This is a genomic window from Brevibacillus soli, assembly GCF_044759095.2.
Classification (GTDB): domain Bacteria; phylum Bacillota; class Bacilli; order Brevibacillales; family Brevibacillaceae; genus JBIYSM02.
This window is the reverse complement of the sequence record NZ_JBIYSM020000002.1, coordinates 13,563-33,799: the sequence shown is the minus strand read 5'-3', so window position 1 is coordinate 33,799 and position 20,237 is coordinate 13,563. Positions and strand designations below refer to the sequence as shown.

The 20,237-nt window shown below is 53.1% G+C and carries 19 protein-coding genes; all 19 read left to right on the top strand.

Annotated features, from left to right (window positions below; translation table 11 throughout):
• Positions 1-60: 60 nt before the first annotated feature.
• Positions 61-216, top strand: a complete 156-nt coding sequence (locus ACE99V_RS01070; protein ID WP_400489106.1) for a hypothetical protein — start codon at positions 61-63, stop codon at positions 214-216.
• A gap of 78 nt (positions 217-294) precedes the next feature.
• The gene (locus tag ACE99V_RS01065) at positions 295-2,007 is read left to right on the top strand and encodes a sigma 54-interacting transcriptional regulator (RefSeq protein WP_400489105.1); all 1,713 of its coding nucleotides are present in this window, start codon (positions 295-297) and stop codon (positions 2,005-2,007) included.
• 182 nt (positions 2,008-2,189) lie between these two features.
• Positions 2,190-2,981, top strand: coding sequence for a 3-hydroxybutyrate dehydrogenase (locus ACE99V_RS01060; protein WP_400489104.1), 792 nt, complete (start codon positions 2,190-2,192; stop codon positions 2,979-2,981).
• A 48-nt stretch (positions 2,982-3,029) separates the two neighbouring features.
• Positions 3,030-4,250 carry an ABC transporter substrate-binding protein gene (locus ACE99V_RS01055; RefSeq protein WP_400489103.1) on the top strand — a complete coding sequence of 407 codons (1,221 nt, stop codon included), beginning with the start codon at positions 3,030-3,032 and terminating at the stop codon, positions 4,248-4,250.
• A gap of 37 nt (positions 4,251-4,287) precedes the next feature.
• Complete coding sequence (locus tag ACE99V_RS01050; RefSeq protein WP_400489102.1) at positions 4,288-5,172, top strand: branched-chain amino acid ABC transporter permease; 885 nt, start codon at positions 4,288-4,290, stop codon at positions 5,170-5,172.
• A 1-nt stretch (position 5,173) separates the two neighbouring features.
• Positions 5,174-6,949 carry a branched-chain amino acid ABC transporter ATP-binding protein/permease gene (locus ACE99V_RS01045; protein ID WP_400489101.1) on the top strand — a complete coding sequence of 592 codons (1,776 nt, stop codon included), beginning with the start codon at positions 5,174-5,176 and terminating at the stop codon, positions 6,947-6,949.
• The gene (locus ACE99V_RS01040) at positions 6,933-7,643 is read left to right on the top strand and encodes an ABC transporter ATP-binding protein (protein WP_491624833.1); all 711 of its coding nucleotides are present in this window, start codon (positions 6,933-6,935) and stop codon (positions 7,641-7,643) included. Before ACE99V_RS01045 ends, ACE99V_RS01040 begins: the two co-directional genes overlap by 17 nt.
• Positions 7,644-7,862: 219 nt before the next feature.
• Entirely contained in the window at positions 7,863-9,158 is a 1,296-nt protein-coding gene (gene yfmF / locus ACE99V_RS01035; protein ID WP_400489100.1) for an EF-P 5-aminopentanol modification-associated protein YfmF, read from the top strand.
• A gap of 2 nt (positions 9,159-9,160) precedes the next feature.
• On the top strand, positions 9,161-10,453 hold the full coding sequence (gene yfmH / locus ACE99V_RS01030; protein ID WP_400489099.1) for an EF-P 5-aminopentanol modification-associated protein YfmH: 1,293 nt from the start codon (positions 9,161-9,163) through the stop codon (positions 10,451-10,453).
• Positions 10,454-10,456: 3 nt separating this feature from the next.
• Positions 10,457-11,194, top strand: a complete 738-nt coding sequence (ymfI, locus tag ACE99V_RS01025) for an elongation factor P 5-aminopentanone reductase (protein WP_400489233.1) — start codon at positions 10,457-10,459, stop codon at positions 11,192-11,194.
• 92 nt (positions 11,195-11,286) lie between these two features.
• Positions 11,287-11,556: a DUF3243 domain-containing protein gene (locus tag ACE99V_RS01020; RefSeq protein WP_400489098.1), complete on the top strand. Its 270-nt coding sequence runs from the start codon at positions 11,287-11,289 to the stop codon at positions 11,554-11,556.
• Between the two features lie 104 nt (positions 11,557-11,660).
• Positions 11,661-12,446 carry a DUF3388 domain-containing protein gene (locus tag ACE99V_RS01015; protein ID WP_400489232.1) on the top strand — a complete coding sequence of 262 codons (786 nt, stop codon included), beginning with the start codon at positions 11,661-11,663 and terminating at the stop codon, positions 12,444-12,446.
• A gap of 12 nt (positions 12,447-12,458) precedes the next feature.
• Positions 12,459-13,343, top strand: a complete 885-nt coding sequence (locus ACE99V_RS01010; RefSeq protein ID WP_400489097.1) for a helix-turn-helix domain-containing protein — start codon at positions 12,459-12,461, stop codon at positions 13,341-13,343.
• 114 nt (positions 13,344-13,457) lie between these two features.
• The gene (gene rimO / locus ACE99V_RS01005; RefSeq protein ID WP_400489096.1) at positions 13,458-14,798 is read left to right on the top strand and encodes a 30S ribosomal protein S12 methylthiotransferase RimO; all 1,341 of its coding nucleotides are present in this window, start codon (positions 13,458-13,460) and stop codon (positions 14,796-14,798) included.
• Positions 14,799-15,374, top strand: a complete 576-nt coding sequence (gene pgsA / locus ACE99V_RS01000) for a CDP-diacylglycerol--glycerol-3-phosphate 3-phosphatidyltransferase (protein WP_400489095.1) — start codon at positions 14,799-14,801, stop codon at positions 15,372-15,374.
• 53 nt (positions 15,375-15,427) lie between these two features.
• The gene (locus ACE99V_RS00995) at positions 15,428-16,669 is read left to right on the top strand and encodes a competence/damage-inducible protein A (protein ID WP_400489094.1); all 1,242 of its coding nucleotides are present in this window, start codon (positions 15,428-15,430) and stop codon (positions 16,667-16,669) included.
• A gap of 5 nt (positions 16,670-16,674) precedes the next feature.
• Positions 16,675-18,261 carry a DEAD/DEAH box helicase gene (locus tag ACE99V_RS00990; RefSeq protein WP_400489093.1) on the top strand — a complete coding sequence of 529 codons (1,587 nt, stop codon included), beginning with the start codon at positions 16,675-16,677 and terminating at the stop codon, positions 18,259-18,261.
• A 148-nt stretch (positions 18,262-18,409) separates the two neighbouring features.
• Complete coding sequence (gene recA / locus ACE99V_RS00985) at positions 18,410-19,468, top strand: recombinase RecA (RefSeq protein ID WP_400489092.1); 1,059 nt, start codon at positions 18,410-18,412, stop codon at positions 19,466-19,468.
• 71 nt (positions 19,469-19,539) lie between these two features.
• On the top strand, positions 19,540-20,181 hold the full coding sequence (locus ACE99V_RS00980) for a RecX family transcriptional regulator (protein WP_400489091.1): 642 nt from the start codon (positions 19,540-19,542) through the stop codon (positions 20,179-20,181).
• The last annotated feature ends 56 nt before the right edge of the window (positions 20,182-20,237 follow it).

Below are 20,237 nucleotides of genomic sequence, written 5' to 3'. Positions count from 1 at the left end.
AATAGCAAGCTCTTCTAACGGGCAGACTACAGGTAAACCTTATCGCAGAGGAGAATGCCTATGTGGACCTGTCCGTATTGTGGAGGGACACTCGGTCAGCCTTTTCAGGACGATCAGCTTCGCGGAATGCTGTGTCTGCAACCGGACTGCGGCCGTTTTGTTGAGACCAAGATGGATCTTGACGATGGTAAAGAATGGAATACCAGTGATCTGTAATTTTTTACAAGGAGCGGAAACTAGCTCCTTTTTTCTTTTCCTATTTTTATGTAAAGTAGAAGGGAGAGGAGGGGCGGCATGGAGAAACATTTGATTGAATTTTTGGAATCGATTCACAACGGTGTCATCGTCGTCGATTGCGAAGGAATCATTACACACGTCAATACCACCGGCTGCCAGATGCTCGGGTTGAAGCTAGAGGAGGTACTTTCCCGCTCCATTACCAGTATTGCACCGGGTACGGATATGCTGCAGGTGCTCCGCGAAGGGAAGCCGAGCCTGCGCCGGGAGATACGCTTCGGCGAGAAGATGTTTTTGGTTGACCGAACGGCCTACACCGCAAACGGGGAAATCGTCGGCGGTGTTTCCGTGTTTCAGGACATCACGGATTATGAAAATGCCTCCCGCAAGATTTCGGAACAGGAGAGCGAGCTGCGCCAGTTGAAAGAACTGGTGGAACAGCTGTACGACGGCATCCTGATGTGTGATAAAGACGGGATTATCACGATGATTAACCAGAGTTATTGCGATTTCCTGGGGACTACCATTGAAGAGTCGATCGGCAAGCACGTCACCGAGGTGATTGAGAACACGCGAATGCACGTCGTTCTGGAAACGGGAAAGGCGGAAATCGATCAACTGATGCGCATTGGGGACAGGGAAATCATCGTCAGCAGGATGCCGCTTCGGGAAGGAGACGAGATCGTCGGAGCACTGGGAAAGGTCGTGTTCAGTGACTTGCGGGAGCTGCGAAGCATCGTGGAGCGCTACAACATTATGGAGCGCAAGCTGGATTTTTACCGGCAGGAGCTGAAGAGGATGGTTGGGGCAAAATACTCCTTTGACCACATTTTTGCCGATCACCCGCTGATGAAGGAAGCCATCAGTTTGGCGAAACGGATTTCCAAAACCAAATCCTCCGTGTTGATCCTCGGGGAAAGCGGCACCGGCAAAGAATTGTTTGCCCACGCTATTCATGAAGCGAGTTCCCGCGCCGACGCTGCATTTGTCAGGGTGAACTGCGCCGCCATCCCAAAGGATCTCATGGAGGCGGAGCTGTTCGGTTATGAGGATGGGGCTTTTACGGGGGCAAAGAAGGGCGGGAAGCCTGGGAAGATTGAACTTGCTCATGGCGGCACCCTGTTCCTTGATGAGATTGGCGACATGCCGTTGGACATGCAGGTGAAGCTTCTTAGGGTCCTGCAGGAAAAAGAATTGGAGCGAATTGGCGCCACCCGTCCAATCCCGATCGACATCCGCGTCATTGCTGCCACCCATCGCCCCCTGGAGCAGCTGATAAAAGAAGGGAAGTTCCGTGAAGATTTGTACTATCGACTTCATGTGTTTACGATAAATCTGCCTCCCCTGCGCGTTCAGGGCACCTCGATTATTGCGGCCGCCGAACATCTGATTGAAAAGCTGAACAAGGAGCTGTACACCAGTGTAACCGGCTTGACTCAACGGGTACAGGACGTGTTCATGGCTCACCGCTGGCCCGGCAATATCCGTGAAATGCGCAACGTATTGGAACGTGCCGCTCAATTGGCTGAAGATGGTCCGTTGGAGCTTGAACATCTTCCCCCATACCTGCAGGATCGGCAGATGATTGTGCGGGAAGGGGAGTCGCTGTCGCTTGACTTGGAAGTGGAATTGGCAAAAACGGAAAGGCTGGTTTTGGAAGCGGCGCTAAAGAGATGTGAAGGCAACAAGGTACAGGCCGCCCATCTGCTCGGCATTCATCGGGCCAGCTTATACCGGAAGCTGGAGAAGCACCAATTGCTGCAAGTGTAATCATCTCAATATTGCGACATGTCGCATTTTATCTACATATAGTAGTTGCATTTTTGCGACACTTACTTGAAATACCGTCCGACAAGCCTATTAGTTACGCTCTTTTCTTCCCTGTTCCGCGTTGGCACGCAATTTGCTACTTCACATGATTGAAAACGGTTACAAGGGAGAAAGGAGGACTTATGGGTACCTACTCATTAGCCAACAAAGTAGCACTCGTGACGGGTGCCGCCAGCGGAATAGGCTTGGCCATCGCCACGAAAATGTACGAAGCGGGCTGCCATATCGCGATCGCCGATCTGGATGCAGCCAAGGCGGAGGCGGCCATCAATGGATTGCCCGCCCAGGGGGGCCAGCAGAAGATTGCCATTCAGGCGGACATGAGCGATTACGGCTCCGTGTATCGAATGGTGGAAAGCTGCGAGAAGCAGTTGGGCTCCGTCGATATTCTCGTCAATAACGCGGGATTTCAATACGTCGCCCCCATCGAGAGCTTTGAGCCTGCCATGTTTCAAAAATTGATTGACGTCATGCTTGTCGGTCCGTTTGTAGCTACGCAGGCCGTGTTCGCCAAAATGAAAGAACGGCGCTGGGGAAGAATTATCAATATTTCTTCCATCAACGGAAAAATAGGAGCGCCGTTCAAAGCGGGGTACTGCTCCGCCAAGCATGGCATCATCGGTTTGACGCGCGTGACAGCGGTAGAGGCGGGAGATTCGGGGGTGACTTGCAATGCGATTTGTCCCGGGTTTGTCGATACCCCGCTTGTGCGCAATCAGCTGGAAGACCTTGGATCCGGCTACGGTGTGACACCGGAAAAGGTACTCGAAGAAGTAATTCTCAAGCAGGTGCCGCAAAATCGTCTGCTAGACACTGCAGAGATCGGTGATTTTGCGGTTTTCCTCGCCTCCGATCAGTCCGCATCGATTACGGGGCAGGCGATTAATATTTCCGGCGGTTATGTCATGCACTGATTTGTCATTCCATTCTGTATGTAGAAAAATTACAAGGGGGTTCTTGAAGTGAAAAAGGCAAAGCTTTGGTTGTCGATTGCAATGATTTTGACTCTAGGTTTAGCGGCTTGTGGTCCGAAGCTGGATCAGCCAAGCGGCGGTCAGGCCGGCGGACAGCAGCCGAGCGGAAGTCCGTCGACTGCAGCACAAAGCGGCGGCGGCGAGTTTCATGTCGGACTGGCGATCTCGTTTAGCGGAGGTACGGCCAAATTTGGCGAAGCCGTTAAACGGGCGGCTGAGATGGCAGTGGAGGAGTTTAACAGCGCAGGCGGCGCCAATGGCATGAAAGCGAAGCTGGTCGTGTACGATGATGAGGCCAAACCGGAAAAATCGGTGGAAATTGTTCAGCGGCTGATTCAGCAGGATAAGGTCGTAGCCTTTGTCGGCCCGGCGAACTCGGGCAACGCCAAGGCACACGTGAAGTTCGCGCAAGAAGCAGGTGTCCCTGAAGTGATTCCGGTAGCGACGGGTACGGCGATTACCCAGACCTATGCAAAAGAAGACAAAAACTATATCTTCCGCGTCAGTCCTTACGATCGTGGACAAGTGGAAACCATGCTGAAGTGGATCGTGGAAGAGAAAAAATTTACCAAAATTGGTCTGCTGCATGACACAACCGGCTATGGCCAAGGCGGAAAAGCCGACGCAGAGGCGGTGCTGAAAGACAAGTACAACCTGTCGTTTACGGCGGTGGAAAGCTTCCAGGTAAACGATACCAACATGGAATCGCAGCTGACCAAAATGCGCAACGCCAACGTGGAGGTCGTCATCTTCTACGGTCTCGCACCGGAAGCCGCGCAATACCTGAAGTCTCGTGAAAAATTGAACTACTACCCGATCACCGTTGCGTCCTGGGCGATGGGCGACCCGACAGTAAAACAGCTGGTTGGCGATCTGGTAAACAAGGATGTGTACATGGTCCAATCGTTTACCGTGGATCAGAGCGAGGAAGCGAAGAAGTTCCACGAAAAAGTGGTGGCAAAATTCGGGGAGGATATCTTCCCAATCGCTTCTGCACAAGGTTATGACTGTACGCGCCTGATTTTGGAAGCGGTGAAAAAAGCAGGCACCGACCCGAAAGCCATACGCGATGCGATTGAGAACATGCAAGGCTTTGAAGGTGTGACCGCTATCAGCGAGAAGCCGTTTACGAAGGAACAGCATGAAGCGCTGACCAGTGAAAACATGTTCCTTGCCACTTACAAAGAAGGCATCATCGTAAAACCGTAGATTTGGTCATCCATCATTATGAGGGGAGGGGATTCACTTGCTGCAAGCAGTGGTAAGTGGCCTCATCTTGGGCAGCATCTACGCGATTATTGCTCAAGGCTATTACATCACTTATATCACCACAAGGACGATGAACTTCGGTCAAGGGGACTTCCTCATGATGGGGGCGCTGCTCGGCCTTACTTCTCTCGGTGCGCTGACCTCGTCCGGGGTCAACGTCTTCCTGGCCGTCGTCGTCACCATCGTGCTGGTATTCGCTGCGATGAGCGGGCTCGGATGGGGATTGGAGCGCATCGCGATCCGCCCACTCCAGCATTTTCTCTCCATCGGCTGGATCTTAAGCACCGTTGCCGTCTCCATCATGCTGCGCAATATCGCGATGTTGATCTGGGGAAGGAATGTCATTCCCTTCCCCTCCCCTTTTGGAAGTGAAGTATACCGTTTTGGGGAGATCGGGATCACCAAGCACGAGCTGTTTGTCGCCTGCAGCGCCGTAGTCATCATGGCTTGCCTGTTTTTCTTTTTAAACAAGTCGCTTTTAGGAAAAGCGCTTGCTGCGGTTGCCTTTAATCCTGACGCCGCATCGTTGATGGGAATCAACCCGCGTCGCATGGCGATCCTCGCCTTTGCCCTTTCCTCCGCATTGGCGGGACTGGGAGGCATACTTGTCGGACCGATTACCAATACCGCCTTTTTCATGGGAGCGACTCTGGGATTAAAAGCGTTTGCAGCCGCCATTATCGGCGGTTTGGAAAATCCGCTCGGCATCTTGTTGGGCGGACTGCTCCTGGGAGTCATCGAACAGGTCTTTTCTCTGTACAGCTCCGCGTACAAGGACGCCAGTGCGTTTGCCCTTATCCTGATCGTGCTGATTTTCATGCCGCAGGGGCTGTTAGGCAAAAAAGTGAAGGAGAAATTCTGACATGAAAAAATGGCTCATCTACGGTCTGATCGGCGTCGCACTGTTTGCCTTTCCATGGGTGTTGCCCAGCTCATATTACGTCCACATGGCCCAAGGCTTTCTGTACACGTACATCGTCGTAGTCGGACTCAATCTGCTGGTTGGCCTGTCCGGTCAGCTATCGCTTGGTCACGCGGGATTTTACGCGATCGGAGCGTACGTGACGGGGCTTTGTACCATTGCCGGGGTTCCGTTTGTGATCAGTCTGTTGATTGGCATGGCTGTGTGTGCGGCGGCCGGCGGCATCGTGGCCATGCTGTCGCTTAGGGCAAAAGGTCCGTATCTGGCGATGGTGACGATTGCGTTTGGCTTGCTGATCGAGATCATTGCCAACCGCTGGGTTGACTTGACCGGCGGACCGGCCGGGCTTTACCTTCCCGAGGCTGACTTGTTCGGATTTCATCTGGACGTCGTCCATTACTACTGGTTCATCTGTCTTCTCACGATTGTCGTCACCATCCTCGTTGACAACCTGTTTACCTCACGTGTCGGCCGCACGTTCCGGGCCATGGGCAACAGTGAGGTTGCGGCGGCAACCGTGGGAGTTAATGTACGCAACTGGAAGGTGCTAGCTTTCGCGTTAAGCGCATGCCTTGCCGGAATCGGCGGTGCGCTGTTCGCCTTCCAAAATGCTTATTTCAACAGTGATACGTTTACGTTTGACAAGTCCATCCTGTTTTTGGTGGGCGTCATCGTCGGGGGAGCGGGAACCCGGCTGGGACCGCTCATTGGAACGGTGATTATCTTCCTTTTGCCGCAATGGGTCCAAAGCTTGTACGATTACCATTTGCTGATTTTCGGAGCCATTCTTTTGTTCAGCTTGATCGTACTGCCGGACGGCATCGTTGGCGGTGCCCAGCGCCTGTTGAAACAAAAGGAAGAGAAAGAAGCCCAACGGCCGGAAGTTTTGGTGCAGGATGGCAGCAAAATTCACTGGGCGGCTGAGCGGTCCGAAACGACCCTGCAGGTGGAACAGGCGGTCATGGAATTTGACGGATACCGGGCCGTCGATGAAGTCAGCTTTGCCCTGAGCGGTCCGGAAGTTCGGGGGCTGATCGGGCCGAACGGTTCGGGAAAGAGTACGACTGTCAACGTGTTGTCAGGGGTTTACGTCCCGACAAAAGGCAGCATTTTCTGGAACGGCCGCGATGTAACTTCCTATCCCCCTTATCAGATGGCGACGGTAGGCATAACCCGCACATTCCAGAACCTCCAACTGTTTCACGAGCTGACAGTGCTGCAAAATGTACTGGTCGGGTTTCATCTGCACTACCGCACCGGTTTTGTTTCCAATCTGCTGCACACGCGAGGTTTCTGGAAAGAAGAGCGGCAGTTTGAAGCAGAAGCGTTTCGTCTCCTGGCTTTCGTCGGCATGGCGGAAAAGGCGCACGAGACTGCAGCCAACCTCTCCTACGGTGAACAGCGGCTGGTGGAAATTGCGCGGGCGATGGCGGTGAAACCTCAGCTGCTGATTCTTGACGAGCCGGCGGCAGGGGCCAGTCACTACGAAGTGGAAAAAATCATGAAGGTCATCCGCGACCTGAAGGAGATCGGCATCTCAATCCTGCTGGTGGAACACCACATGGAAATCGTGATGAACGTCTGCGATAACATCACCGTGCTTGATTTCGGCAAGAAAATCGCCGAAGGAGATCCAGCCTATATTCAAAGCCACCCGCAGGTCATTGAGGCGTACTTGGGCGGCGAGGAGGTGACGAAGCTTGTTGTCGGTAAGTAACTTGCATGTCAACTACGGGATGGCCGAAGCGCTTCGAGGAATTCACCTGCACGTGGAAAAAGGGGAGATCGTCGCGCTGATCGGCCGAAACGGGGCAGGGAAGACGACACTGCTCAAAGCGATTACCGGTCTGGTAAAAGCCAGACAGGGAGATATCCATTACAATGGAGAACGGCTGAACGACAAACCGGCTCACGCCATCATGCGTCTGGGTATCGGCCACGTTCCGCAGGGGAGGCAGGTGTTTGGCGACCAGACCGTTGAAGAAAACCTGATCCTCGGTGCCTATACCAGGATCAAACAGCAGCCGAAGCAGGTGAAAGAGTGGCTGGAGCGGGAATACACCCGCTTCCCGCGGCTTAAGGAACGGGCCAAACAGCAAGCGGGGACCCTTTCCGGAGGCGAACAGCAGATGCTGGCCCTCTCCCGCGCCCTTATGTCTGATCCGGAGTTTCTCGTACTGGATGAACCCTCCATGGGACTTTCTCCGCTGTACGTAAAGCTGATCCTGGACACCGTCACACAGCTGCGGCAGGAAGGAAAGACGATTCTTCTTGTGGAGCAGCTGGCCATGGCTGCACTTTCCATTGCCGACCGGGGCTACGTTTTATCGTCAGGCACGGTGGAAATGACGGGAAAAGCCGAAGAGCTTTTGCACGACGAAAAAGTGGTACAGACGTACCTTGGCGCATAACAATGAGAATAGGAAAGAGGCGAGAACGATGAGTCTCGCCTTTTATCGTATACAGTCTAAAGATAAGGAGTCGGGGCCCTAGCCGACATCAGCAAGGGATCCCGCTCGGCACATACCGGGCCCCGCCCGGCTGAGCGAAAGCGATGTCCGGGTGGGTTTTTCACCTCCAATTGGTTACAATAAGGAAGAGTAAGTTGATACAGAAGGGAGACTGTCAACATGATCGCGCCTGTCAAAGAGATTGTGTTTCACTCGTCTCAGGTTAACGGCATCAACGTACATATCCTGCCTACATCCAAGTTTAAGACAACGACGATCGTTGTCATGATTCAACAGGAATTATCTGAAGAATATGTAACCAAGACGGCGCTCTTGGCCATGGTCATGAAACGGGCGACGGAGCGCTTTCCCGACACCAAGCAACTGCGGGAGCACCTGGACTTTTTATACGGCGCCATCTTTGATGTGGATGTCGTAAAAAAGGGGGAACGGCAAATCCTCCACGTGTACATGGAGGTGCCGAACGAAAAATTCCTGTCCGGTGAAACGTCGCTATTGGAGCAGGCCATTCAGTTCGTCGGAGACATGCTGGCACGTCCGTACCGGGAAGGGAACGGGTTTGCCGAGAAGTACGTCAGTGCGGAAAAAGAATCTCTTCGCAAGCGGATTGAGAGTTTGATCGACGACAAGATGAAGTATGCCAACCAGCGGGTGACGGCCGAGATGTGCAAGGGAGAGCCGTTTGCCCTGCTGGTTAACGGTCGCGTGGAAGATCTGCCGTCCATCAACGGGGAAAATCTGTACCAGTACTTTCGGGAGTTGACTTCGCAAAACCCGGTTGACGTGTTCGTCGTCGGTGATGTGGACCAGGAAAGTGTAACGGATTTCGTACAGAGGCATCTGAAGCTGGAGCGCTCGCAAACCAGGACGCTGCCGGACGCCACTGTGCAGAAACAGGTGGCTGAGGTCCGCGAAGTAGTGGAACGTCTGGATGTCAATCAGGCCAAGCTGAACATCGGCTGCCGAACGAACATTACGGTCAAGGATGACGATTATCCCGCCCTGCTGGTCTACAACGGCGTACTGGGCGGCTTTCCCCACTCCAAGCTGTTTGTCAATGTGAGGGAGAAAGCAAGTCTGGCCTATTACGCGGTCTCCCGGCTGGAAAGCCACAAAGGCATCCTGATGATGATGTCCGGAATCGATGTCGCCAATTACGAAAAGGCGGTCACCATCATAAAAGAACAGCTGGAACTCATGCGCCAGGGGAAGATTACCGAAGAGGAAATGAACCAGACCAAGGCAACGCTGGCCAACCAGTTCCGCGAGCTGTCGGACAGCGCGCGGATGATGATTGACTTTGCGTACAACGGCATCATCAGCGGACGGAAACGGCTGTTGGAAGAAATGCTGAACCAGATGGAAAGCGTCACCGTAGACGATGTGCGCCGTGTCGCCGAAAAGGTCGAAATGGATACGATTTACCTGTTGCGTGACAAGAAAGGGGGAGCGTAACCGTGCAAACGACTACCTTTGAACAACTGCAGGAAACGGTATATCACGACAAGCTGGACAACGGTCTGCAGGTCTATCTCGTTCCCAAGCAGGGCTTCAGCAAGACCTACGCCGTGTTTACTACGAGATACGGTTCCATCGACAGTCATTTTAAAACCAGAGCAGGAGAAGAAATCCACGTTCCGGACGGGATCGCCCACTTTCTCGAGCACAAGATGTTTGAGAAAAAAGACATGGACGTCATGCATGCGTTCAGCAAGAACGGGGCTTCATGCAACGCGTTTACCAGCTTTAACCGGACGGCTTACCTGTTTTCCTGCACGGACAATTTGGAGCAAAACCTGAATCTGCTGTTGGATTATGTCCAGGAGCCGTATTTCACCGAGCAAAGCGTAGAAAAGGAGAAGGGCATAATCGGGCAGGAGATTACGATGTACGACGACAATCCGGATTGGAAAGTGTACATGAATCTGCTGAAGGCCATGTACCAGAAACATCCGATCAAGATCGAGATCGCCGGAACGATTGAGTCCATCTCCAAGATTACAAAAGACATGCTGTACCAGTGCTACGAAACGTTCTATCACCCGGCCAACATGCTCCTGCTGGTGGTTGGCTCGTTTGAACCGGAAGCGGTCATGCTGTTGATTCGAGACAATCAGGCGAAAAAAGAGTTTCCTCCGGCACCGCAGATCGAGCGAATCTACCCGGAAGAACCCGCACCAGTGGCGAAAGAACGGGTGGAGCATCACCTTGCAGTCGGACTCCCCAAGTGTTTGATCGGCTTTAAGGAAGCGGACACGGGTTTGACCGGAGAAGCCTTGTTAAAACGGGAGCTTGCGACTAAACTGTTATTGGACATCGTGTTCGGCAGCAGTTCCGCTTTGTATCAGAAACTGTACGACAGCGGAATGATTACGGAAAACTTTGATTGCGACTACAGCAGTGAGCGTGACTACGCCTATTCCATTTTGGGCGGCGATACGCCTGATCCGGAAAAGCTGGTGGAGACGATCAAACAGGAACTCCTTACCCTGCAGCAAACGGGGATCGAAGCGGATGATTTTGAGCGGAGCAAGCGGAAAAAAATTGGTCATTATCTCCGTTCGCTCAACTCGGTGGAGTTCATTGCCAACCAGTTTACCAGCTATAAATTTAACGGAAACGAATTGTTCTCCGTAGTGCCGCTTCTCGAGTCGATTACGCGCGAAGAGGTGGAAGAGCGACTGAAACAGCACTTTCAGCCACAGCAAATGTCCGTTTCCATCGTTCGTTCTGCCGCGCAACAGGAGTAGTGAATATCCATGCAGCAAACGCCATGGGCGCTGATTACAGGGGCATCAGGTCAGATCGGTCAGGCCGTTAGTCTCTCGCTGGCCCAGATAGGAATTCCGCTGGTATTGCATTATCATCAGGCAGGCCACAAGCTGGAACCAATTCTACAGTTCTGTCATGAACGGGGAGTTCCAGCCCTTGCCCTGCAGGCTGACTTGCGCGACGTCCAGCAGATTGCCGCGATGTATCAGCAGATGCCGGTGGAGCCGCTCTTGGTCGTCAACAACGCCTCAGCCGATCACGTCGGACTTTTTTCCGATGTCACGCCGGTCTTGTTTGACGAGCTGGTATCCCTCAATGTGCGCTCCGCTTTTTTTGTGACACAGGCTGCACTTCCCGCCATGCTGCGGGAGCGCTATGGCCGCATCGTGAACATCTCGTCCATCTGGGGATTGACGGGCGGCTCTTGTGAGGTGTTGTATTCCTTGACAAAGGGAGCCGTCAACACCTTTACCAAAGCGCTCGCCAAGGAGCTCGCCCCCAACGGGATTACCGTCAACGCCGTGGCTCCAGGTGCGATTGAGGGCGGCATGATGCAGCGTTTTTCTCCGGACGAGATCGGGATGATTGCCGAAGAAATTCCCGCCAATCGATTGGGTACTCCGGAAGAAGTCGCAGCTGTCGTACGGTTTCTGCTTTCCCCGGAATCGAGCTATCTCACCGGGCAGATCATCAGTCCCAACGGGGGCTGGTACACGTAGGGTGATGGATGCATAATTTCCTCGCGAAGATGGAATTCTACCTGTGTGCGGGCAGAATTCTGTTCGTAAAGATCTGAAGGAGGGAATTCTCGATGTCGGTTCTTGACAATTTTCAAGACTGGAAGCAATTTCTCGGTGAACGTGTAGAGCAGGCGACGCAAGCGGGGATAAAAAGCGATACGCTTCAAAACGTTGCGTATCAAGTCGGAGATTATCTGTCCTCGCAAGTAGAACCGAAAAACGATCAGGAGCGCCTGTTGAAGCAGCTTTGGGAAGCCGGTGATGAAGAGCAAAGACGCGCTCTGGCTGCCATGATGGTAAAACTGGTGCAAAGCCCCGACAATGTCACGCAAGGAAACTGACCCGCAAAATCCCCACAACCTGGGGATTTTTCTTTTCTTTCATTGTCGATTGTTCGGAACGTGTTATACTAAGAAGAGAATTTTGGGTGCTGGAGAGGATCGCCATGGAAGCAAAAGAACAAAAAGAGTGGTACATGGAATACGAAATCTACAGGAACCGTCCTGGTCTGCTCGGTGATGTAGCCTCTATATTGGGAATGCTCAACATTAACATCGTCACGATTAACGGTGTCGAAAACAGTCGGCGCGGAATGTTGATGACAACAGACGACGACGAAAAAATTGAGATCTTGCGCAGCATCGTACAAAAAGTGGACAACATAACCATTACAAGGCTGCGACCGCCAACCATGCTGGACCGTCTGGCGGTTCGCCACGGGCGATACATAGAACGCGACAGTGAGGACAAGAAGACATTTCGCTTTATTCGCGACGAATTGGGCTTGCTCGTTGATTTTATGGCTGAGATCTTGAAAAGGGAAGGACATCAGCTGATCGGCATAAGGGGCATGCCGCGTGTGGGCAAGACTGAATCGATGATTGCTGCCAGCGTGTCCGCCAACAAAAGATGGACGTTCATTTCTTCTACACTGCTGCGGCAAACTGTGCGCAGCTCGCTTGCCGTTGATGAGATGACGCCTGATCATGTATATTTAATAGATGGGATTGTGTCGACACTTCGCTCGACAGAGAAACACCATTCGTTGTTGCGGGAAATCATGAACTTTCCGGCGGCAAAAATTGTTGAACACCCTGATATCTTCGTACGCGAGTCGGAGTACGAACTGTCCGATTTTCACTATATCATCGAGCTGCGCCACCATCCGGATGAGGAGATCACGTACGAGCTGATCACCAATCGCGGTTTTGATACTTTTGAAATGACGTAAGGAGGGTAAGTTGTGTCTGAGCTTGGCCAAGTTCTGCAGAGGGCACGTGAGGAAAAGGGTATCTCACTTGACGACATCCAACGGATCACCAAGATACAGCGACGGTATCTGGAAGCGATAGAGAGGGGGCATTTCCACGTACTTCCCGGCCATTTTTATGCCCGGGCTTTTATCAAAAGCTATGCAGAGGCAGTGGGACTCGACCCCAACCACATCATGAGCCACTTCCAGTCAGATCTCCCGGCTCATCCTCCTCAAGAACAGGTGGAGCGATTGCGGCGCAGACGGGCTGCCGCAGCCAGTCAGCCGCTGCAGGCGGGCCGCTGGGTAACGAAGACACTGCTGGTGCTGTTTATTGCCTTGATTATCGGTGTGATTTACATCGCCGTTGTCAACAGCAACGACCTGGAGACGAGGCCGGTTCCCGGCAACAACAACGCAATCGTCCCGGAAGTGACTCAGCCGCAGGGAGCCGCTGGGACCCCGGTAACGCCGCCCCCGGCCGCTCAAGCACCGCAGCCTCCGGCAACCACTGAACAGCCCCCGTTAACCACACCGGCACCACAGGAGCAGAAACCGGCGCTTGCTTTTGAATCTCAGCAAGGAACGCTGTACAATTACACGCTGGCGGGCGGGGAGAAAATCACGGTAAAACTCAAGGCCGTTCAGGATAAATGCTGGTTTGGAGTTGCCGAAGCAAAAGGAAAGAAGTTTAAAGTAGAGGGAACGCTTCAAAAGGGAGAAGAGAAAGTCGTCGAACTGGGAAAAACCGCTTTCGTCAGACTCGGAAAACCGTCTGCGGTAGAGATGACAGTAAACGATCAACCCGTAGAGACAGCGAAAATGAAGGTTACATCTAACATACAAGTAAAAATCCAACCAACATTGACACAATAGGCGAGCGAAATGCTTGCCTTTTTGCGTGCGCTACTTTTTTTGACACTCCCAAGGGCTTATATTATACTGGATAGGTGTAATCTGGGTAGGTGCGACGTAATTGGAGGAAATCAAATGACAGAAAAGACGCGAGAAAAAGTCGCGATTGTGACGTTGGGCTGTGAGAAAAATCTTGTTGATTCGGACATGATGGCCCATCTGATCGATGAAAAAGGCTACGAATTGGTAGACAATCCGGAAGAAGCAACCGTGGTGATTGTCAATACATGCGGCTTTATTGATGCCGCCAAAGAAGAGTCCGTGAACAAAATCCTGGACATGGCGGATCTGAAAGAGTCGGGCAAGCTGAAATCCCTGGTGGTTGCAGGCTGTCTCACACAAAGATACAAGGAAGATATTCTGCAGGAGATACCGGAAGTAGACGGCATTGTCGGAACAGGGGACTTTATGTCGATTACCGATATCATTGAAGAGTCCCTCGCCGGCAAGAAGCCGATCTATGTGGGAAATCCGGCTTTTACCTACGAGGAAGTCGTAAAGCGAAAAGTGAAAGCCGGCACATACTCCGCCTATATTAAAATTGCCGAGGGCTGCGACAACGCCTGTACGTTTTGCAGCATTCCGCTAATGCGCGGCGCATTCCGCAGCCGCACCATCGAGTCGATCGTGGAGGAAGCCCGCCATCTGGCTGCGCAAGGCATCGTCGAAATCAGTCTGATTGCGCAGGATTCGACGAACTACGGAACCGACATCTACGACGGCAAACACATGCTGCCGGAGCTGTTGAACCGTTTGGCGGAAGTGGAGGGCATCCAGTGGATACGCCTGCATTACGCTTATCCGGGATTTTTTACGGACGAGCTGATTGAAACGTTCGCGGCCAACGCCAAGGTGTGCAAATACATCGACATGCCGCTGCAGCACTCGGAAGACCACATCCTGAAGAAAATGCGGCGCCCAGGCCGTCAGCGCGACATTCGCGAACTGGTGGCGCGAATTCGCAGTCAAGTGCCCGACGTGGCTGTCCGCACGTCGCTGATCGTCGGATTTCCGGGAGAAACGGAAGAAGATTTCCAGAAGCTTTGTGAGTTCGTAAAGGAGATCAAGTTCGACCGTCTGGGTGTCTTTACCTATTCCAACGAAGACGACACGCCGGCGACTCGCCTTCCGGACCACGTGGACGAAGAGACCAAAGAAAAGCGTGCCAACATCCTGATGGAAATTCAGCGGGAGATCGCCGCGGAGCGGAACAGCCGTTTTGTCGGTCAGGAATTGGATGTATTGATCGAGCGGTATGAAGGTCGCAACGACATTTACGTGGGACGTACGCAGTACGACGCGCCTGAGATAGACGGGGAAGTGTTTGTGACCGGCTACAAGGGCGAGCTTGGCAATATTGTGAAAGTGAGGATTACGCATTCGTACGAATACGATTTGGCCGGGGAGGTAGTCTAGGTGAATCTCGCCAACCGCATCACTCTTGCCAGGATTTTCCTGGTGCCAGTTGTCATGTTTTTTTTGCTCGTACGTTATCAATTTGGCTCCTTTACCATTGGCAGCCTGACGATGACGTATAACGAGCTGATTGCGGCATTGGTGTTCATCTTGGCTGCCAGTACGGATGGCCTCGACGGGTATATCGCCCGGAAGCGCAAAATCGTTACCAACTTGGGGAAATTCCTCGATCCATTGGCGGATAAGCTGCTTATTTCCGCCGCTCTTATCTCTCTCGTGGAAATGCAGCGGTTGGAGGCGTGGATTGCCATCGTTATCATCAGCCGTGAATTTGCGGTTACGGGATTGCGGCTGGTGGCGGCTGCGGAAGGGGAGGTTATCGCGGCCAGCGCACTTGGCAAACTGAAAACCTGGGTACAGATCGTCGCGATTACAGCAGTCATTATCCGCAATTTTCCGTTTGAAATTTTTGGCATCCCGTTTGATACCGTGGCGATTTGGGCAATGGTGATCATCACCATTTACTCCGGCTACGACTATTTTGCAAAAAATCGCAATGTCATCCAATACTCCTAATCTAGTGGTATTGGTCTCTTTTTTTCAGTACAAGAGAGAATGGATGATGGGACATGAGAGCGGAAATAATTGCTGTCGGTACGGAACTGTTGCTCGGCCAGATCGCCAATACAAACGCCCAATTCCTTTCGCAAAAACTGGCTGAACTTGGCGTAAACGTTTACTTCCATACAGTTGTGGGCGATAATAGTGAGCGCCTGACTCAAGTAATCAGACAGGCGGCTGAACGGTCGGACCTGATTATCTTTACCGGTGGACTGGGCCCTACCCAGGATGATTTGACGAAGGAAACGGTGGCAGCGCATATCGGCGTCGGCTTGGAAACCGATGCGCTTGCCATGGAGCGGATTCAGTCGTTTTTTGATCAGCGTGGCATTGCCATGACGGAAAACAATCGGAAACAGGCGCTCGTCCTTGAGGGCAGTACCGTTTTTCACAACGACCACGGCATGGCACCGGGAATGGCAGTCAGCCACGAGGAAAAGACCTATGTGCTGTTACCCGGACCGCCGAGCGAATTGTATCCGATGGTGGACCGTTACGTGATGCCGTTTTTGACCGGACTCTTGCCACAAAAGCAGGTGTTTCATTCCCGTGTGCTGCGTTTTTACGGAATCGGGGAATCGGCTTTGGAAGAGCGGCTGCTCGACCTGATCGAGCAGCAATCAAACCCGACCATTGCTCCGTATGCCAAAGAATTCGAGGTCACCCTGCGCATTACGGCACGTGCGGCTACGGTGGAGCAGGCGGAAAGCCTGATTGTCCCCGTGGAAGAGAAGATCCGTGAACGCGTGGGGGAATACGTCTACGCGACAGGTGAGACCTCCCTGAACCAAGTGGTAGTGAAAGAATTGACCGAGCGCGGTGAGACAATAGCTTGCGCGGAGAGCTGTACGGGCGGAACGGTTGCATCCTTGCTCACCTCCGTTCCCGGAAGTTCCGCGGCATTCCACGGAGGGATCGTCTGTTACACCGATGAGGTGAAGCACCAACTGCTCGATATTCCCCAAGACATTTTGGCCACACACGGAGCAATCAGTGAGGCAACAGCCCGCAGGCTGGCTGAAAACGTGCGAGTGAAACTGGGGACAACCCACGGTGTTGCCGTGACAGGCGTGGCAGGCCCTGATCCATCGGAAGGAAAGCCGGTGGGACTGGTGTATATCGGAATAGCCAGCGAAGGCCAGTCTACGATTGTAAAAGAGATTCGACTGGCGGGAAGACGACAGGCGATCATTGGGCGCGCAGCAAAGTTTGCGTTGTTTTACGCGCTTCAACGAATAAAAGAAAGGTGACAAACATGACGATGTTTTCTGATTTTCCTTTACATAAATTGATCCAGCAGGCGATTCATGACATGGGTTTTGAGGAGCCGTCGCCCATTCAGGCGGCGTGCATCCCAAAGGTGCTTGCTGGCGGGGATCTGATCGGGCAAGCTCAAACCGGTACGGGTAAGACGGCTGCTTTCGGTATTCCGTTGATTGAAAAAATCACCCCGGTCAATCGCGTTCAGGCGATCGTGCTGACCCCGACCCGCGAACTGGCCATTCAGGTGGCGGGCGAATTGCTGCGTATCGCGAAGTACAAAAAAATCCGCACCATTCCCATCTACGGCGGCCAGTCAATCGGCCACCAGATCCGTGCGCTCAAGCAAGGAGTACAGGTGGTGGTAGGAACACCGGGCCGCGTGCTGGACCACTTGCGCCGGAAGACGCTGAAACTGGATCACGTGCACACGCTGGTGCTCGACGAAGCGGACGAAATGCTCGACATGGGCTTTATTGACGATATCGAAACGATTATCAACCATCTGCCGGAAGAGCGGCAAACCCTGCTGTTCTCGGCCACCATGCCTCCGGAAATCAAGCGTTTGGCACACCGCTACATGAAACAGCCGGAGACAATCGCAGTCAGTCGTGAGGAAGTGACTGCTCCGCTGATTGAACAAGTGTATTACAAGGTGTTCGAGCGAAACAAAGTGGAGAGTCTCTGCCGTATTCTCGACAGCGAAGACGTGGAGTTGGGCATTATTTTTTGCCGTACCAAGCGCGGGGTTGACGAGTTGACCGAAGTGCTGCAAGCCCGCGGTTACCTGGCCGACGGACTGCATGGCGACCTCTCCCAGGCACAGCGCGACAAGGTGATGAACGCATTCCGCGAAGGTACTATCGAGCTTCTCATTGCCACAGACGTGGCTGCACGCGGTATTGACGTAGGCAACGTGTCACACGTGATCAACTACGACATTCCGCAGGATTCAGAAAGCTACGTTCACCGCATCGGTCGCACCGGTCGAGCCGGGCGCAAGGGAATCGCGATGACACTGGTAACACCGCGCGAGATGCGGCAAATGATGTTCATTCAAAAGCAGACCCGGGCGGAAATCATTTCCCGCAATGTCCCATCGCTTGAAGAAGTGGCAGAACGCAAGCAGGAACAGCTTCGCGAACAGCTTGTTGCGCTCTTGGACAGCGACGGGATCGCCGACATGTACGTCAAAGTGGCTGAATCGCTGATGGACCAATATCCGGCAGAGAAAGTGGCGGCTGCCGCCCTGCACCTCTCCTTCCACAGCGAGATCGGCGATACGGAGGAAACGGAGGCGTACAACTTCGGCGAAACAGGTGCCGCGAAGGGCATGGTACGCTTTTTCCTGAACGTAGGTCGGAACGCCAACGTGAAGCCGCAGGACCTGGTTCGGGAAATCTCGGAATCGGTTGGCATCCCCGGGAAAGCGGTCGGCCGCATCGATATTTTCGAGAACTTCACGTTCGTCGAAGTGCCGGAGGAAGTGGCTCCGTTTGTGTACGAATCGCTGCGCCAGACCCGCATCAACGGCAAGCGGATCAACCTGGAGCCGGCGAAGCCGCGCGGCAAACGTTCGTAATGAGCCTCACCACCACCAGTCCCCCGCCGGGATGTGGTGGTGTTTTCTTTGATGCGAATATTTGTTCGCAAAAAAAGCTTGGCAAATCCTTCTGTCTCGATGTATGATGAAAACAAGAAGTTACGAATGTTGAAAGGGAGTGTATCTCTTGTCAGATCGTCGCGCTGCTTTGGAAAGTGCATTGCGTCAAATAGAAAAACAATTTGGAAAAGGCTCTATCATGAAATTGGGAGATATGGCCAACGTACAGGTTTCCACCGTCTCCAGCGGTGCGCTGGCGCTTGACATCGCGCTCGGCGTGGGCGGCTTCCCGCGTGGACGGATTGTTGAGATTTACGGACCGGAGTCTTCCGGTAAAACAACCGTTGCCTTGCACGCCATCGCGGAAGTGCAAAAGCAAGGCGGACAAGCCGCTTTCATCGATGCGGAGCATGCGCTTGATCCCGTCTATGCTGCAAAGCTTGGCGTGAACATTGAAGAACTGCTGCTTTCCCAGCCGGACACTGGCGAACAGGCGCTGGAAATTGCCGAAGCACTGGTTCGTTCCGGTGCGGTGGACATCATTGTCGTCGACTCGGTAGCTGCGCTCGTTCCGAAGGCAGAGATTGAAGGCGAGATGGGCGATTCTCACGTCGGTCTGCAGGCGCGGCTCATGTCGCAGGCGCTGCGCAAGCTCTCCGGTGCAATCAACAAGTCCAAGACAATTGCCATCTTCATCAACCAGCTGCGCGAGAAAGTGGGAGTCATGTTCGGCAATCCGGAAACCACTCCGGGAGGCCGCGCTCTGAAATTCTACGCCAGCGTTCGACTTGATGTTCGCAAGGCAGAATCAATTAAGGTGGGCAACGACGTGGTCGGCAGCAAAACCAAGATCAAAGTCGTGAAAAACAAGGTGGCACCTCCGTTCAAGACGGCAGAGGTGGACATCATGTACGGTGAAGGCATTTCAAAAGAGGGCAGCATCCTCGATATCGGTGCGGAGATCGACGTGGTTCAAAAGAGCGGCGCCTGGTACTCCTTTAATGACGATCGCCTGGGTCAGGGACGGGAAAACGCGAAGATCTTCCTGAAAGAAAACCCGGCTATTGCGAGCCAGATCGAAGCCAAAGTGCGCGAGTATTTCAGCCTCAACCCGAACTCGATCCCTTCCGCAGAACCAGTACACGATCCGGAGCAGGACGAAGAGCCGGCGTTTGATTTAGACTAATAGGGAAGCTATGCAGCCTGTCTCCATGACAGGCTTTCCTCATTCTCTTCGACGGAAAGGAGCACATGCAGATGAAAAGCGGGCGGATTAGCGCAGTTCATCAGGATACGAAAAACAAGCACCGCTACCACCTTTACGTGGATGACGAGTTTGCCTTTTCCGTCCACGAAGACATTCTGGTGAAATACAACCTTTTGAAGGGAGCGGAACTGGACGAAGCGTTTTGCCGAGAGATCCTGTTGGCCGAAGAAGCACACAAAGCGTATCTTCTGGCGCTACGCTATCTTGGAATCCGGCCCCGCACCGCTCAGCAGGCGATCAAATACCTTCAGGAAAAAGGCTTTTCTCCGGAACTGGCCCAAGACATCTGCGAGCGCTGCAAGCAGCAGGGATACATCAATGACGAAGCCTTTTCCAAGCAATGGGTACAGGAACGGTTGCGATTAAAACCGCGAAGCTCCTATGTGCTGCGCATGGAACTGAAGCAGCTTGGAGTAGCCGGGGAGATTGTTGATGAGGCTGTCGGTTCCATCAGCCGGGAACAGGAACTGGAAGCAGCCCGGAAATTGGTCGCAAAACGATTCCGAAACAGCGACGGTCCGCCGGATTCTGAGACGGAACGCAAGCTGATGGCGATGCTGATGCGAAAGGGATTTTCCTCCTCGATCATCCAGGGACTGCGCCGGGAATGGCGGGAAGGCGGACTCGGCTGACAATGCTTTTTGCATGTTCTTGACAATTCTTGTTCACAAATAATAAAATAGGTGTG